Origin of the sequence: Microbacterium alkaliflavum (assembly GCF_044325405.1) — a bacterium.
Taxonomy (GTDB): domain Bacteria; phylum Actinomycetota; class Actinomycetes; order Actinomycetales; family Microbacteriaceae; genus Microbacterium; species Microbacterium alkaliflavum.
This window is the reverse complement of sequence record NZ_JBIQWL010000013.1, coordinates 39,098-52,713: the sequence shown is the minus strand read 5'-3', so window position 1 is coordinate 52,713 and position 13,616 is coordinate 39,098. Positions and strand designations below refer to the sequence as shown.

The 13,616-nt window shown below is 71.7% G+C and carries 14 protein-coding genes; 4 read left to right on the top strand and 10 right to left on the bottom strand.

Translation table 11 applies throughout. The annotated features are described in order from the left end of the window. The first annotated feature begins 5 nt into the window (after positions 1 to 5). Positions 6 to 1,181 (top strand): sensor histidine kinase, encoded by a 1,176-nt coding sequence (locus ACH3VR_RS21045; protein ID WP_397558295.1) that lies wholly within the window; start codon positions 6 to 8, stop codon positions 1,179 to 1,181. Beyond that, the gene (locus ACH3VR_RS21040; protein ID WP_397558294.1) at positions 1,178 to 1,804 is read left to right on the top strand and encodes a response regulator transcription factor; all 627 of its coding nucleotides are present in this window, start codon (positions 1,178 to 1,180) and stop codon (positions 1,802 to 1,804) included. Before ACH3VR_RS21045 ends, ACH3VR_RS21040 begins: the two co-directional genes overlap by 4 nt. On the opposite strand, the gene malQ is transcribed toward ACH3VR_RS21040, so the two are convergent. The 8 genes from malQ to ACH3VR_RS21000 all read right to left on the bottom strand — a co-directional run bounded on the left by malQ (position 1,801) and on the right by ACH3VR_RS21000 (position 10,369). Beyond that, the gene (gene malQ / locus ACH3VR_RS21035; RefSeq protein ID WP_397558293.1) at positions 1,801 to 3,957 is read right to left on the bottom strand and encodes a 4-alpha-glucanotransferase; all 2,157 of its coding nucleotides are present in this window, start codon (positions 3,955 to 3,957) and stop codon (positions 1,801 to 1,803) included. The two genes, ACH3VR_RS21040 and malQ, sit on opposite strands and share 4 nt — an antisense overlap. A gap of 122 nt (positions 3,958 to 4,079) precedes the next feature. Beyond that, complete coding sequence (locus ACH3VR_RS21030) at positions 4,080 to 4,478, bottom strand: DUF779 domain-containing protein (RefSeq protein WP_397558292.1); 399 nt, start codon at positions 4,476 to 4,478, stop codon at positions 4,080 to 4,082. Between the two features lie 95 nt (positions 4,479 to 4,573). Continuing rightward, entirely contained in the window at positions 4,574 to 6,121 is a 1,548-nt protein-coding gene (exaC, locus tag ACH3VR_RS21025) for an acetaldehyde dehydrogenase ExaC (RefSeq protein ID WP_397558291.1), read from the bottom strand. Positions 6,122 to 6,221: 100 nt separating this feature from the next. After that, the gene (locus ACH3VR_RS21020) at positions 6,222 to 6,617 is read right to left on the bottom strand and encodes a VOC family protein (protein WP_397558290.1); all 396 of its coding nucleotides are present in this window, start codon (positions 6,615 to 6,617) and stop codon (positions 6,222 to 6,224) included. 65 nt (positions 6,618 to 6,682) lie between these two features. Then, entirely contained in the window at positions 6,683 to 8,002 is a 1,320-nt protein-coding gene (locus tag ACH3VR_RS21015; RefSeq protein ID WP_397558289.1) for a GAF domain-containing protein, read from the bottom strand. 56 nt (positions 8,003 to 8,058) lie between these two features. Continuing rightward, on the bottom strand, positions 8,059 to 8,436 hold the full coding sequence (locus ACH3VR_RS21010) for a group I truncated hemoglobin (RefSeq protein WP_397558288.1): 378 nt from the start codon (positions 8,434 to 8,436) through the stop codon (positions 8,059 to 8,061). Between the two features lie 66 nt (positions 8,437 to 8,502). Further along, positions 8,503 to 9,153 carry a DivIVA domain-containing protein gene (locus ACH3VR_RS21005; RefSeq protein WP_397558287.1) on the bottom strand — a complete coding sequence of 217 codons (651 nt, stop codon included), beginning with the start codon at positions 9,151 to 9,153 and terminating at the stop codon, positions 8,503 to 8,505. Between the two features lie 13 nt (positions 9,154 to 9,166). Further along, positions 9,167 to 10,369, bottom strand: coding sequence for a globin domain-containing protein (locus ACH3VR_RS21000; RefSeq protein WP_397558286.1), 1,203 nt, complete (start codon positions 10,367 to 10,369; stop codon positions 9,167 to 9,169). Positions 10,370 to 10,427: 58 nt separating this feature from the next. Here ACH3VR_RS21000 and ACH3VR_RS20995 point away from each other — a divergent pair, with 58 nt between their 5' ends. After that, complete coding sequence (locus ACH3VR_RS20995) at positions 10,428 to 10,958, top strand: helix-turn-helix domain-containing protein (protein WP_397558285.1); 531 nt, start codon at positions 10,428 to 10,430, stop codon at positions 10,956 to 10,958. Between the two features lie 37 nt (positions 10,959 to 10,995). Here the strand turns inward: ACH3VR_RS20995 and ACH3VR_RS20990 are convergent, their stop codons facing one another. Further along, positions 10,996 to 11,334: a winged helix-turn-helix transcriptional regulator gene (locus tag ACH3VR_RS20990; RefSeq protein ID WP_397558284.1), complete on the bottom strand. Its 339-nt coding sequence runs from the start codon at positions 11,332 to 11,334 to the stop codon at positions 10,996 to 10,998. A 74-nt stretch (positions 11,335 to 11,408) separates the two neighbouring features. Here ACH3VR_RS20990 and ACH3VR_RS20985 point away from each other — a divergent pair, with 74 nt between their 5' ends. Next, on the top strand, positions 11,409 to 12,062 hold the full coding sequence (locus tag ACH3VR_RS20985) for an FMN-dependent NADH-azoreductase (RefSeq protein ID WP_397558283.1): 654 nt from the start codon (positions 11,409 to 11,411) through the stop codon (positions 12,060 to 12,062). Positions 12,063 to 12,168: 106 nt separating this feature from the next. Here ACH3VR_RS20985 and ACH3VR_RS20980 read toward each other — a convergent pair whose 3' ends face one another. After that, complete coding sequence (locus ACH3VR_RS20980) at positions 12,169 to 13,596, bottom strand: CCA tRNA nucleotidyltransferase (RefSeq protein WP_397558282.1); 1,428 nt, start codon at positions 13,594 to 13,596, stop codon at positions 12,169 to 12,171. Between the last annotated feature and the right edge of the window lie 20 nt (positions 13,597 to 13,616).

The window sequence follows — 13,616 nt, the reverse complement described above, 5'->3', positions numbered from 1 at the left end:
TGCTCATGCACGCGAACCCGGCGGACCCGCCCGGCCCGCGCCTCGGATCGGAGTGGCCCATCCGGCCGGCTGCGGCACGAAGCGCCGCCCTCGGCCCCCTCCGGCCCGCGCTGCTCGCGCGAGGCCCGCGCCGCTGGTACCTCGGCGCGACCATCGCACTGCTGTGGCTCCTCTCTCCCGCGCAGGCCGCCGTCGCCGCCGCGAACGGACCCCTGTCCGCCGTGCTCGCCGTGGCACTCGTCGTCGTCTTCGGGGCGGCCTTCCTGGTCGCGCCGCCCCTCGCGTGGTGGCTTCCGCTCCGCGGGCGGCTGCTGGTGTGCGCCGCACTGTTCGCCCTGACCTTCGCCCTGTTCCCTTGGCTCGGGTGGGACATCGCGTCCATGTGGACCTACGTCGGAGTCGCGGTGGGGATGTGCGCCTTCCCCTGGCGGCTGACGTGGGTGCTCATCGTCGGACTCGGGCTCCTCGGCCTTGCGAGCGCGGCGCTGGTCAACGGATGGAGCGAGGATGACATCTGGCTCCCCGCGATCATCGTGTCGGTCTCGCTCATGATGGCCGCCTTCGGGCGGGCGCTCGCGACGATGAACGAGCTGCGGGCGACGCAGGCCGAGCTCGAGGCGATGGCCGCCGAGCGCGAGCGCGGACGGGTCGCGCGTGACATCCACGACATCCTCGGCCACTCGCTGACCGTCATCACGGTGAAGTCCGAGCTCGCGGGGCGCCTCGTGGACGTCGACCCGTCCCGCGCGAGGGCCGAGATCGGCGAGGTCGAACAGCTCGCCCGCGGCGCCCTCGCCGACGTGCGGGCGACCGTCGCGGGCTTCCGCGGTGTCACCGTGAGCGGAGAGCTCGCCGCCGCGCGGTCGGCCCTCGAGGCGGCCGGGATCGCGGCGGAGCTGCCGTCCTCGACCGACGTCGTGCCCGCCGACCGGCGAGAGCTCTTCGGCTGGGTCGTGCGCGAGGGCGTGACGAACGTCGTGCGCCATTCCGGCGCGGCACGGTGCCGCGTGCGGCTCGGCGCCCGCGAGGTCGAGATCGCCGACGACGGCGTCGGGCCGACGTCGGGTGCCGCCGCGTCGACCGGGCTGTCCGGGCTGCGCGAGCGCGTCGAGGCGGCGGGCGGCCGCCTCTCGATCGGCCGCAGCGACCTCGGCGGGTTCGGGCTGCGGGTGACGCTGTGACCGGCACCTCGCCGGGCGCGATCCGGCTGCTCATCGCCGACGACCAGGCGCTCGTCCGGGGCGCGCTGTCGGCCCTGCTCGGACTCGAGGGCGACATCGAGGTCGTCGCCGAGGTCGGGCGTGGCGACGAGGTGGAGGCCGCGGCGGTGGCGTCGAGACCGGATGTCGCCCTGCTCGACATCGAGATGCCCGGGATCGACGGCATCCAGGCGGCCGCGCTGCTGCGGCAGGCGGTTCCCGGCTGCCGCGTCATCATCGTCACGACCTTCGGCCGGCCCGGCTACCTCAAGCGGGCGATGCAGGCGGGCGCTGCCGGGTTCGTCGTGAAGGACACCCCGGCCACCCAGCTCGCCGATGCCGTGCGGCGGGTCGCACAGGGCCTGCGCGTCGTCGACCCCGGCCTCGCGGCGGCATCCCTCGCGCAAGGCGACTCGCCGCTCACGGAGCGCGAGACCGACGTGCTCGGCGTGGCCCGCGCCGGCGGTTCGGTCGCCGACATCGCGCGCATCCTGCACCTCTCCGAGGGCACGGTGCGCAACCATCTGTCGAGTGCGATCGGCAAGACCGGCGGCCGCAACCGCGCGGATGCCGCGCGCATCGCGGAGGAGAGCGGCTGGCTCTAGGCGCCGCGCAGTGCCCGGTCGACGGTCCGCGTGAGTCCGGCGAAGCGGTCATCGGTCGCGAGGTCCTCGATCAGCACGGCGCGGCCGTCGGGCCCCGCGAGCGGGACCTGCCAGTTCGGGTACTCCCGATGCGTGCCGGGCTGGTTCTGCACGCGCCGCTCGCCCACCGCGTCGACGAGCGCGACCCCGAGGAGCAGCGAGGGCGATGCCGTCAGCAGCACGTGCAGCGCCTCGACGATCTGCTGCTCCGACGCCTCCGCGCCGATGAGTCCGCGCTCGCGCAGCGTCGCGAGCATCCGATCGCGCTCGGCGGCGGCCGCGGCACGCACCTCCTCGACGGGCTCCGTGAGCAGGCCCAGCCGGGCGCGCAGCTCGACATGCTCGCCCGCGAGATACCCCGCGGTCGGCGGCAGGTCGTGCGTGTTGACGGTCGCGAGCACCTCCGTGCGATAGTGCTCGGGAGGCTTGAGTCCGTCGCCCTCGTACTCGAACCACAGCACCGACGTGCCGAGCACGCCACGCGACGCGAGATAGTCGCGCACCCACGGCTCGACGTTGCCGAGATCCTCGCCGATGACGACGGCGCCGGCCCGCTCGGCCTCGAGCGCGAGCACGCCGATCATCGCCTCGTGGTCGTAGCGCACGTAGGTGCCCGTCGTGGGACCGAGCCCGGCGGGGATCCACCAGAGCCGGAAGAGTCCGATGACGTGGTCGATGCGGAGGGCTCCGGCGTGCCTCAGGAGGTTGCGGATCATGTCGCGCAGCGGCGCGTACCCCGACGCCGCGAGCGCCGACGGCAGCCACGGCGGCTGGCTCCAGTCCTGGCCCTGCTGGTTGTACATGTCGGGTGGGGCGCCCACGCGGATGCCCGGCGCGTACATGTCGCGCAGCGACCAGGCATCCGATCCGTCCGGGTCGACTCCCACGGCGAGGTCGTGCATGACGCCGATGCTCATGCCGGACTCTTTCGCGTCGCGCTGTGCCGCCTGGGCCTGCTCGTCGGCGATCCACTGCAGCCAGACATGGAAATCGACGCGGTCCGCCAGCTGCGCGCGCAGCCGCGCGACGAGCGGCGAGCCGATGTCACGCGCCTCGTCGGGCCTCTCCTCGCCGTCGGGAAGATCGGCGTAGTGCTCCTCCAACGCGCACCACAGGCCGAAGTCCTGCAGGGCCGAGCCTCCGGCCGCGACGAAGGCGTCGAGCGACCGCTGCCGCGCGGCGCGGCGCGGGGCGCGGTGCACGATCTCGAGGGCCGAGCGCTTCGCGATCCAGGCGATGTCGCGGTCGACCCGCTCGGGGTCGGTATCGGTCGCGGCGGCAGGCGCCTTCGCGGCGTCGAGCAGGCTCCGCTCGTCCGCGCTCAGGTAGGCCGCCTCGCGGATGTCCTCCGGCCGCACGTAGAGCGGTGCGATGAACCGCCGCGTCGCCGGGAGGTACGGCGACGGCTCGATGGGCGTCGTCACCTCGGCCGCGTGGATCGGGTTGACGAGCAGGAAGTCGGCGCCGCGCTGCGCCGCGACGGTCGCGAGGTCGCCGAGGTCGGCGAAGTCGCCCACGCCCCACGACTGGCGCGACCGCACGGAGTAGAGCTGCGCCATGAGACCCCATGCGCGGTCGCCCGCCCCCGGGCGCGTCGGCGGTGCCGACAGCCGGTCGGGCGTCACGACGAGCGTGGCCATGCTCGTGCGGCTGGGTGTGCCGTACCGGTGTTCGCGGGCGTGGAGGCTGTGCCACCCCAGGGGAAGGTCGGTGGGCAGAGGCACGGCCACCCGCCAGACGGCGACGTCGTCGATGCGCCGCGAGACGGGCTGCTGGGCGGGGATCGGGATGCCGCGCCGCGACCCGTCCTCGAGCATCACGGTGAGCTCCACATCACAGCCGTCCGCGACGTGCACGAGCAGCTCGCCGCCGCTCCGCCGCACGACCACGGACGGTGGCAGGAGCGCCCGCCACGGCGCCTCCTCGGCCGCGGTCAGCGCCGCCTGCGCCGAGGACTCGTCGACGGCGTCGATGCCCATCGCGGTCAGGATGCGGCGCAGCGTCGACGCGGGCACCTCGACCCGATCGCCGAAGAACGACCAGTATCCGGTCGCGACCCCGTGTGCCTGTGCGAGCGCCGCGAGAGTCGGCGTCGGGCTGTCGTTCGTCGTCATGAGGCCCCCGTCCACGATCCTGCCAGGTGGAGGGCCGCCTCATGGGGCGCGAGACGACATCGGCTGGACGAGACTGCGGGCAATACCCGGCATCTCGTCCAACCGACGCAGCCTCGCGGTCGTCAGCGCGGCGGGCCGAGCCCGAAGTGGTCGAGTTCGTCGTCGGTCAGCATGCGGCTGCGGATGATGAAGCGGTTGCCCGTCGGACCCTCGACGCTGAACCCGGCACCGCGACCGGGCACGACGTCGATCGTGAGGTGCGTGTACTTCCAGTACTCGAACTGCGCCCCGGAGATGAAGACCTGGATCGGATCATCCACGCCGGCGTCGATGGCGCCGAGGTGGACATCGGAGGTCCCGGTCAGGAACATGCCGACGGGGTAGCACATGGGGGCGCTGCCGTCGCAGCATCCGCCCGACTGGTGGAACATGAGCCTGCCGTGCTGCGCCGTGAGGTGGCGCAGCAGAGCGGCCGCGGCATCCGTCACCGCGACGCGTGAATATGTGGTGGTCTCGGTCATCGTCGTCCTCGGGAAGGGCCAGGCGTCGCGGCCCGCCCGACGATCGCCAAGGGGACGCGATCGTCGGGCAGGCCGGGCGAGGGGACGGGCTCGGATCAGAAGAAGCCCATGGCTCCTTCGGCGTACGAGACGAGGAGGTTCTTCGTCTGCTGGTAGTGGTCGAGCATCTTGAGGTGGTTCTCGCGGCCGATGCCGGACTGCTTGTAGCCGCCGAACGCTGCGTGTGCGGGGTACTGGTGGTAGGTGTTCGTCCAGACGCGACCCGCCTCGATCGCACGGCCGGCACGGTAGGCGGTGTCGCCCGAGCGGCTCCAGACACCGGCACCGAGACCATAGAGCGTGTCGTTGGCGATGCCGATGGCGTCGTCGAAGTCGTCGAACGACGTGACCGACACGACGGGCCCGAAGATCTCCTCCTGGAAGATCCGCATGTCGTTCGTGCCCTCGAACACGGTCGGCGCGACGTAGTAGCCCTCGCTGAGGTCGCCGCCGAGGTCGACGCGGTGACCGCCCGCGAGCAGCTTCGCGCCGCCCTGCGTGCCGATGTCGATGTAGCTGAGGATCTTCTCGAGCTGGTCGTTGGATGCCTGTGCGCCGATCATCGTCGCGGGATCGAGCGGGTTGCCCTGCACGATCTTCGAGACGCGGTCGAGACCGTCGGCGAGGAAGCCGTCATAGATCGAGCGCTGGATCAGCGCGCGACTCGGGCAGGTGCAGACCTCGCCCTGGTTCAGCGCGAAGAAGCTGAAGCCCTCCAGCGCCTTGTCGTAGTAATCGTCGCGCGAGCGGGCGACGTCTTCGAAGAAGACGTTGGCGCTCTTGCCTCCCAGTTCCAGCGTGACGGGGATGAGGTTCTGCGACGCGTACTGCATGATGAGGCGCCCGGTCGTGGTCTCGCCGGTGAACGCGACCTTGCGGATGCGCTTGTGCTGCGCGAGGGGCGCGCCCGCCTCGATGCCGAAGCCGTTGACGATGTTGACGACGCCGGCCGGCAGCAGGTCGCCGATGATCTCGAACAGGAACAGGATGGACGCCGGCGTCTGCTCGGCCGGCTTCAGCACGACGCAGTTGCCTGCCGCGAGCGCGGGCGCGAGCTTCCACGTCGCCATGAGGATGGGGAAGTTCCACGGGATGATCTGACCGACGACGCCCAGCGGCTCGTGGAAGTGGTACGCCACGGTGTCTTCGTCGATCTGGCTGAGTGAGCCCTCCTGCGCCCGCAGGACGCCGGCGAAGTAGCGGAAGTGGTCGACGGCGAGGGGGATGTCGGCCGCGAGCGTCTCGCGGACGGGCTTGCCGTTCTCCCACGTCTCGGCGACGGCGATCGCCTCCAGGTTCTGCTCGATGCGATCGGCGATCCTGTTGAGGATGTTGGCGCGCTCGGCCGGCGTCGTGCGCTTCCACGATTCGAAGGCCTTCCACGCGACGTCGACGGCGCGGTCGACGTCTTCCACGGTGCCGCGGCCGACCTCCGTGAAGGGCTTCCCGTTGACGGGCGAGATATTCTCGAAGTACTGGCCCCTGATCGGCTCGACGAACTCGCCGCCGATGTAGTGGCCGTAGCGGGGGCGGTAGTCGGCGACCGATCCGCGCTGCCCCGGGGCCGCGTAGACGCTCGAGACGCCCTCTTCGACGATGGTCATGTGAGTCTCCTTCGACGCTGTCCCGCGGCTTCGGTGCCGCGTTGCGTCGAAGGTAGGCCTCGCAACGTTGCATCCCGTTGCATCGGGATGCCGACGGGCGTCAGGGCGTGTGCGCGGCGAGCATGTCGGTGAAGTGGCGGTTCTCCATGACGCCCAGGACGTTCCCGAAGGGATCGATGACGGATGCCGTCACGAAGCCCTCACCGCGCGCCGTGACGGGCTGGAACACCACGGCGCCCTTCTCCTGGAGACGCGCGAAGGTCGCCTCGACGTCGTCGACCTGCCAGTACAGCACCGCCCCGCCCGGCTGCGCGCCGGCATCCGGACGGAAGCGCGCGTCGATGATGCCGAACTCGTGCTCGTACGGCCCGACGCGGAACTCGACGTAGCCCGGGCGCTGGAAGTACGGCTCGATCCCGAGCAGGTCGGCGTACCAGGCGGAGGCCGCCTGGAGGTCGTCGGCGTAGAAGTTGAGGGTCGCGAATCCGTTGAGCATGTCCGCTCCCTTCGTCGGTGCGACCAGTCTCGCGGACATCGCGGACAGATCACGTCCGCAACGGATCACTCGCTTTGCAGCTTCTCGATGCGCGCGACGAGGCCTGCGCGCTTGGGCGAGCGTGCGGGGAGCATCGAGAGGCACAGCCGCAGCAGCTCCTCGTCGTCGGCGCCCGCCGCCGTGTCGGCGAATGCGAGGAGGACGTCGACGGATGCCTCGGCCATGAGCGCCTCGCGCAGCGCCGTGCGCACCGACTCGCGGAACTCCTCGACGCCCGGAGCCGTCGAGTCGGGCATCACGTCGCCGCGGTACGCGGCGAGCGCGACCCGGTGAGCGCCGCGGTCGAGGAGCGAGAGCACCTGGTGCGCGTCGGTCTCGACGGGCGCGGCGAGCCGGTAGGGTCGCGACTCGAGCGTCACGTGCGGGGCCGACTTCTCGAGAGCCTTGCGGAGGCGCACCATCTCGGCGCGGAGCGTGACCGAGGCCCCCGCATCGCCGTAGACGAGCTCGCCGAGCCCTTCGGCGGAGACGCCCTGCCTGTGGGTCGCGAGCATGAGGAGCAGCTCGGCGTGACGCAGCCCCAGCTCGGACACCGTCTCGACCCCGTCGCCCGCGACCTCCAGCAGCGCCCGGTCGCGGCCGAGCACGCGCAGCGTCGTCCGGGCCGTCTCCGGCTTGCGTGGCGCACGCCGCGTCGGCGCCGATTCGCGGGCGCGCAGACGGGCGAGGAGCAGCTCGCCCTCGACGGCGCGGGCCGTGGCATCCACGAGCAGCTGAGCCTGCGGCGTGACGACCTGCTCGCCGCCCGTGACGTCGATGACGCCCAGGATGCGGCGCGTCTCGGGGTCGTGGACGGGTGCCGCCGTGCACGACCAGGGCTGCACGAGCCGGTTGAAGTGCTCGGCGCCGCGGATCTGCACGGAACGGTCGAGCGCGATCGCGGTTCCCGGTGCCGCAGTGCCGACGGCGTCCTCCGACCAGTTGGCGCCCGGGACGAACCCCATGTCGCCCGTCAGGGCCCGCACGCGGCGGTCGCCCTCGACCCACAGGAGGCGTCCCGCCGCGTCGCCGACCGCCACGACGACCCCGGCGTCGTCGGGGTCGCCCGGAACGAGCAGGCCGCGGATCATGTCGATGACACCGGCGAGCGGGTGGGCGCGGCGGTACTCGTCGAGCTGCGCCGTCGCGAGGTCGAGCGGCGGGAGGTCCTCCGCACCGACGAGGCTCGCGAGCGACCGGCGCCACGACTCGCGCACGAGCGGGCGGATGTCGTCGAGGCGCATGTCGCCCGTGTTGCCGGCGACGAACTCCTCGTGGGCGCGCTCGATGAGGAGCCGCGAGTTCTCAGGTGTCGACTCGCGCCTCGTCGACCACGCTGAACTCATCGCGGGCTCCGATCGACGTCGGGGAGCGTGCGTCCAGTGTAGGCGCGACCGCCCCGCTAGGCCGCCGGGGTGGTGACCTGCGGACGCAGCGGCAGCAGTGCGCCGGCGACCTGGTCGATCGTGGCGGCGTCGACACCTGCGTCGGCGAGCGCGGCGGCTGCGTGGCCGATGACGCGGTCGAAGTCGGCGTCGCCGATGCCCCGGCCGGCGTGCGCAACACCCAGATCCTTGCCGCGATACCCGTCGGGGCCTCCCGCCGCGGCCGCGAGGAAGAGCGCCATGTGGCCCTTCTGCTCGGCCATGCGCGTGCTCTCGAAGAACGGGGCGAGGGTCTCGTCGGCCATGATCCGGCTGTACAGGCCGTCGACGACGACGGCGATGCCCTCGCCCTCGCCGAGTCGCTGGTACAGGGTCGCTTCGCTGGTGTCCGTCATGTGGGCGCTCCGATCGTGAAGGTGGGGGATGTCGTCAGTGCTGAGTGTCGCCCGATGGCGACAGGACTATTCCGAGCCGTCCGCCGGGGCCTGGGCGGGCGGGGTCGGTCGTGCGGAGGCGGCTCCCAGCCGAGCCAGTTCCCGCTCGATCGACTCGAGCAGCGAATGCACCTGCGCGGTGGCCATGCGGGCGAACTGGCGGGCCCGCACGACGTCGTCGGGAGAGGCAGGTCCCGCGACCTCGAGATCGTCGGTCGCGAACGCGAATGCCGGCGAGCGATCCGCCCACGTCTGGACTGCGGCGCTCGGCGCGGCGGGCCGTCCCGCCGGGGCCGCCGCGTCCTGAGCCGGATGCGCCGCCGCCTGCTTCTCGATCGTGTGGGCGGTCTGCTGCGCCCGCTCGATGATCTCGCGGTACTGCGTGCGCGCCGTCTCGATGAGGTCTTTCGCGTACGACTCAGCCTCGGCGACGGCATCGTCGGCGATGCGCTGCGCGCTGCTGAGGAGCAGGACCGCGCGGCTCGAGATCTCGCCGTCGTCTGCGCCCACACCGCTGGCGGTCAGGGCGGAGTTCTCGCGCCAGGCGACCTCGAGGGCGTCGGCCGCGGCCGTCAGCATCGCATGGACCTCGCCGCGGGCGTAGCCGTGGCGCTCCTCCGAGAACGTCGCTCCGCGGAGCGACTCGGGCGTGGTGGATACGGATTGGATCGCGGACATGATCGTCTGCCCCCTACTGGAAGCCCGGCGACGTGCCTGCCCGGGCGGGTTCCCGGGAGTCTGCTCGTCCGCCGAGGGCGCTGGGTTGTTGGGTGAACGGGTCTTCGTACTTCTCGCTTCGGATGCGGCTCTCGTCGAGTCCTGCGCGGTGGAGCGCTGCGACCGCGTGATCCACCATGCGCGGCGAGCCGCAGACCATCGCCAGGCGGTCGTCCCAGGGGCCGTCCGCGGCGGCGAGGTCGCCGATGAGCCCACGGCGTCCGGGGAACGACGGGTCGTCGGATACGCCGTACTCGACATCCAGCCAGTCGGCGCCGGCGTAGCGCTCCAGCTCGGGCTTCGCATAGAACGCCCAGGGATGCCGCACGCCCTGGTACAGCGCGACGCGGGGTCCGTTGCCGCGGGCAGCGTGGCGAGCGGCGACCTGGTCGAGCACTGCCAGCAGCGGCGCGAGTCCCGTGCCGCCGGCGACGAGCAGGAGGTCGGGCCACTCGCTGTCGAACGGCAGGGTCAGCAGCTCGCCGACGGGCGGGCCGAGCCGCACGCGATCTCCCGCCTTCAGCTCGCGCATGAGCGCTCCGCTGACCTGGCCGCCGGCGACGAGCTGGACGTGGAAGGTGATCGTGCCGTCGGCGCGCGGCGCGTGCGTCGGCGACAGGTAGCGCCATTGCCGCGGCCGCTGCGGGATCTCGATCGCCATCGACTGGCCGGCCTGATAGCGATACCGATCGTCGGGGCGGACCGTCAGGGTGCTGACATCCATCCCCCGCCGCTCGGTCGCGACCACCTCGGCGGACCACGTCGCGGGCTGGGATTCGGCGCCCTCGGCGGCCGTGATCATGGTCGTCGCGATGAGTCCGTACGCCTCGGCCCAATCGCCGGCGAGCTCGGCCGTCCACGCGTCGCCGAGGAAGTGCTTGAGCGTCGCGAGCAGCGACGCGCCGACGGCGGGATAGTGCTCGGCGACGGTTCCGAACTTGCGGTGATCGCGGCCGAGATCCTCGATGTACGGCACGACGTCGCCGACGCGGTCGACGTTGCTCACCATGTGGCCGAGCGCTTTCACGAGGCGGTCGCGCTGCGCCGCCATCGCGACCGGGAAAAGGTCGCGAGTCTCGGGGTGGGCCAGGAACAGGTGCGCGTAGAAGTACCCGGGGACCGCGTCCCCGTGGGCAGCGACCTGAGCCCAGGTCCGTTTGAGCGCTACCGCATCCACGTGTTTCCTGTCCCCTCCGTCGGCGAGTCCGGCCTCGGGCGACGCTAGCGGGTTACAGATGTATCTGCAAAGCGATCACATGCAACTGCAACCCGATACCATGGCTTCCGATGCCGTTCGGGGGTGCGCGCATCACGGGTCGGGGGGCCGCATGAGCGTGTTGTTGTCCAATGGCATGGTATTCGTCGAGGCGGGTCTGCACGAGCAGGCCGCCGAACTTCTGCGGCATTCGCCCGATTTCGGCACCCTCGGGTTCGCCGTCACCGCGGAGGACGGATCGACGGCGGACGTGCCGGCAGAGCTCAGCTCGCTGCTGGCTCACGTCCTGCGGGGGCTGGCCGGCGGGCGGGTGTCTGTCGCGACGCTTCCCGAGGAGCTCACGACGACCGTGGCCGCCGAGCTCGTCGGAGTGTCCCGTCCGACGCTCATGAAACTGGTGCAGGGCGGGGAACTGGCGTCGCGGCAGGTCGGAAGCCACACGCGGCTGCGCACCGCCGACGTGCTGGCGCTGAGGCGGAGACGGGCCCGCGCGCGGCGCGAAGCCCTCGACGCGCTCCGCGCGCTCGACGACGAGCTCGGCGCCGACTGACCGCCTCACCGCGGAGCCCGGCAGGGCATGGTTCGAGTCAGTGGGCGCGCGCGGCGAGGTTGTCGGAGGCCCAGCGGCCGAGGTCGTCGAGGATCGGCAGGAGGCGCCGGCCCGCGTCGGTGAGGGTGTAGGACACGGCCAGCGGAGGGCCGGGGTCGACGTCGCGCACGACGAGGCCGGCGTCGGAGAGTTCGGCGAGGCGGTCTGACAGCACGGCGTCGCTGATGCCGGTGACGGCACGGCGCAGCCCCGCGAAGCCGGCGGGACCGCCGCCGAGCGACGAGACGATCATGCCGTTCCACCGCTTGCCGAGCACCGAGAACGCGAGCGTCACGGCGGCATCGCACACGCTGTGGTCGGTCTCCGTCTCCGGCATCACCCCATCGTACGCGTGCTACAGTCTCGCTAGCCGCTATGTTTTTCTTAGCTGCTCACCTGATCGGAGTAGAAATGTCCCTCTTCCGTCTGGATGCCAGCATCCTGCCCGCGTCCTCCGCCAGCCGTTCCCTCGCCGACCTCGTCGAGGCCGAGTGGATCGCCGCCCACCCCGACTCGAGCGTCGTGCGCCGCGACCTCGCCGTCGAGCCGGTTCCCGCCACCGCCTGGGCCGACGTCGTGACGTCGGGCTTCGTCGAGGCCGAGCAGCGCACCGAGCGCCAGCTCGAGGCTCGCGCCCTCGCGAAGACCGTCGCCGACGAGCTCATCGACGCCGAGGCGCTCCTGTTCGCCGTGCCGCTGTACAACTACGGCGTCTCGCAACACTTCAAGACGTGGTTCGACCTGGCCTACACCGACCCGCGCATCGACCCGCAGGGCACGGCCCTGCGCGGCAAGCCCGCGACCCTCGTCACAGTGCTCGGCGGCAACTACGCGCCCGGGACGCCCAAGGAGGGCTGGGACCACTCGACCGCGTGGCTGCGCCGGGTGCTCGTCGACGTCTGGGGCCTCGATCTGCGCATCGTGGAGCGCCCCTTCACGCTCGTGGGCGTCAACCCGGCACTCGACGCGTTCGCCGACGCGGCCGCGGAGCTGAAGGCGCAGGCCGAGTCCGACGCGACGACGTACGGCCAGGAGCTCGCCGCGCTCCGCGGCAACGTCGCCTGACCTCCCCGCTCTGTCCATAGCCCGTGCTCTCACCGAGCGCCCACGTTCCGCACCGTCCGCAACACGGGCTTTCGGCCAGAGCACGGGCTATGGACGACAAGGCGAGTCAGCCGCGGGCGGCCCACCACTCCCGGAGGCGCCGCTCAGCCTCGTCCTCGCCGACGAGACCCTCATCGAGGCGCACGTCGAGCAGGAACTTGTACGCCTCGCCGACCTCGCGGCCGGGGCCGATGCCGAGGATCTCCTGGATGCGGTTGCCGTCGAGCTCGGGACGCATCGCGTCGAGCTGCTCCTGGGCCGCGAGCTCGTCGATGCGCCGCTCGATGTCGTCATAGGCGCCGGCGAGCCGTGCGGCCTTGCGCTTGTTGCGGGTCGTCACGTCGGCGCGCGTGAGGATGTGCAGGCGTTCGAGTTCGGCTCCGGCATCCCGCACGTAGCGCCGCACCGCCGAATCGGTCCACGCGCCCTCCGCGTAGCCGAAGAAGCGCAGATGCAGCTCGATCAGCCGCGACACGACGTTGGTCGTGTCCGAGTCGAAGCGCAGCGCCTGAAGGCGCTTCTTCGCCAGGCGGGCGCCCTTGATGTCGTGGTGATGGAACGTGACGCCCCCGCCGCGCTCGAGCTTGCGCGTCGCGGGCTTGCCGATGTCGTGCAGCAGCGCGGCGAGGCGCAGCGGAACGTCGGGGGAGGCATCCGGATGCCGCGATCTCTCGAGCGCGATCGCCTGCCGAAGCACCGTCAGCGAGTGCTCGTAGACGTCCTTGTGGTGGTGGTGCTCATCGACCTCGAGCCGCAGGGCGGGGATCTCGGGCAGGAAGACCGCGAGCAGTCCCGTGTCGACGAGGAGCCGGATGCCGCGTACGGGGTCGTCGGTCTGCAGCAGTCGTGTCAGCTCGCCCTGGATGCGCTCGGGGCTCACGATCGAGAGGGTGTCGCGCAGCTCGGCGATCGCGTCGGCCGTGCGGGACTCGACGTCGAACTCGAGCTGTGACGCGAACCGCGCGGCGCGGAGCATGCGCAACGGGTCGTCGCCGAAGCTCACCCGCGGATCGGTCGGGGTGCGCAGCGTCTGCGCCAGGAGGTCTTCCACGCCGCCCGTGGGATCGACGAGCGTGCGGCTCGGCACCCGCAGCGCCATCGAGTTGACGGTGAAGTCGCGCCGCACGAGGTCGCCCTCGAGGGTGTTGCCGAACTCGACGGTCGGCTTGCGCGTGACGCCGTCGTAACTGTCGGCACGGTACGTGGTGACCTCGACCTGCTCGCCGGCGACGCGGGCTCCGATCGTGCCGAACTCGCGCCCCACATCCCACTGCACGGAGCTGATCGGTGTGACGATGCGGAGGATCTCGTCGGGCCGGGCGTCGGTCGTGAAGTCGAGGTCGTGCGTCTCGCGACCGAGCAGCGCGTCGCGCACGGGACCGCCGACGATCGCGAGGTCGCGGCCGGCCTCGGCGAAGGCACGGCCGAGCGTCGCGATGACGGGAGACTCGGCGAGGGCGCCGAGGCGCGCCACGCCCTCGGCCATGTTGAGCATGCTTCGAGCCTACCGACGGG

What these genes read in the sequence shown, in the direction of transcription:
- ACH3VR_RS21045 (WP_397558295.1), top strand. Translation starts at nt 6, where the DNA reads ATGCACGCGAACCCGGCGGACCCGCCCGGCCCGCGCCTCGGATCGGAG.
- malQ (WP_397558293.1), bottom strand. Translation starts at nt 3,957, where the DNA reads ATGACGACGAACGACAGCCCGACGCCGACTCTCGCGGCGCTCGCACAG.
- ACH3VR_RS21030 (WP_397558292.1), bottom strand. Translation starts at nt 4,478, where the DNA reads ATGACCGAGACCACCACATATTCACGCGTCGCGGTGACGGATGCCGCG.
- exaC (WP_397558291.1), bottom strand. Translation starts at nt 6,121, where the DNA reads ATGACCATCGTCGAAGAGGGCGTCTCGAGCGTCTACGCGGCCCCGGGG.
- ACH3VR_RS21020 (WP_397558290.1), bottom strand. Translation starts at nt 6,617, where the DNA reads ATGCTCAACGGATTCGCGACCCTCAACTTCTACGCCGACGACCTCCAG.
- ACH3VR_RS21015 (WP_397558289.1), bottom strand. Translation starts at nt 8,002, where the DNA reads ATGAGTTCAGCGTGGTCGACGAGGCGCGAGTCGACACCTGAGAACTCG.
- ACH3VR_RS21010 (WP_397558288.1), bottom strand. Translation starts at nt 8,436, where the DNA reads ATGACGGACACCAGCGAAGCGACCCTGTACCAGCGACTCGGCGAGGGC.
- ACH3VR_RS21005 (WP_397558287.1), bottom strand. Translation starts at nt 9,153, where the DNA reads ATGTCCGCGATCCAATCCGTATCCACCACGCCCGAGTCGCTCCGCGGA.
- ACH3VR_RS20995 (WP_397558285.1), top strand. Translation starts at nt 10,428, where the DNA reads ATGTATCTGCAAAGCGATCACATGCAACTGCAACCCGATACCATGGCT.
- ACH3VR_RS20990 (WP_397558284.1), bottom strand. Translation starts at nt 11,334, where the DNA reads ATGCCGGAGACGGAGACCGACCACAGCGTGTGCGATGCCGCCGTGACG.
- ACH3VR_RS20985 (WP_397558283.1), top strand. Translation starts at nt 11,409, where the DNA reads ATGTCCCTCTTCCGTCTGGATGCCAGCATCCTGCCCGCGTCCTCCGCC.
- ACH3VR_RS20980 (WP_397558282.1), bottom strand. Translation starts at nt 13,596, where the DNA reads ATGCTCAACATGGCCGAGGGCGTGGCGCGCCTCGGCGCCCTCGCCGAG.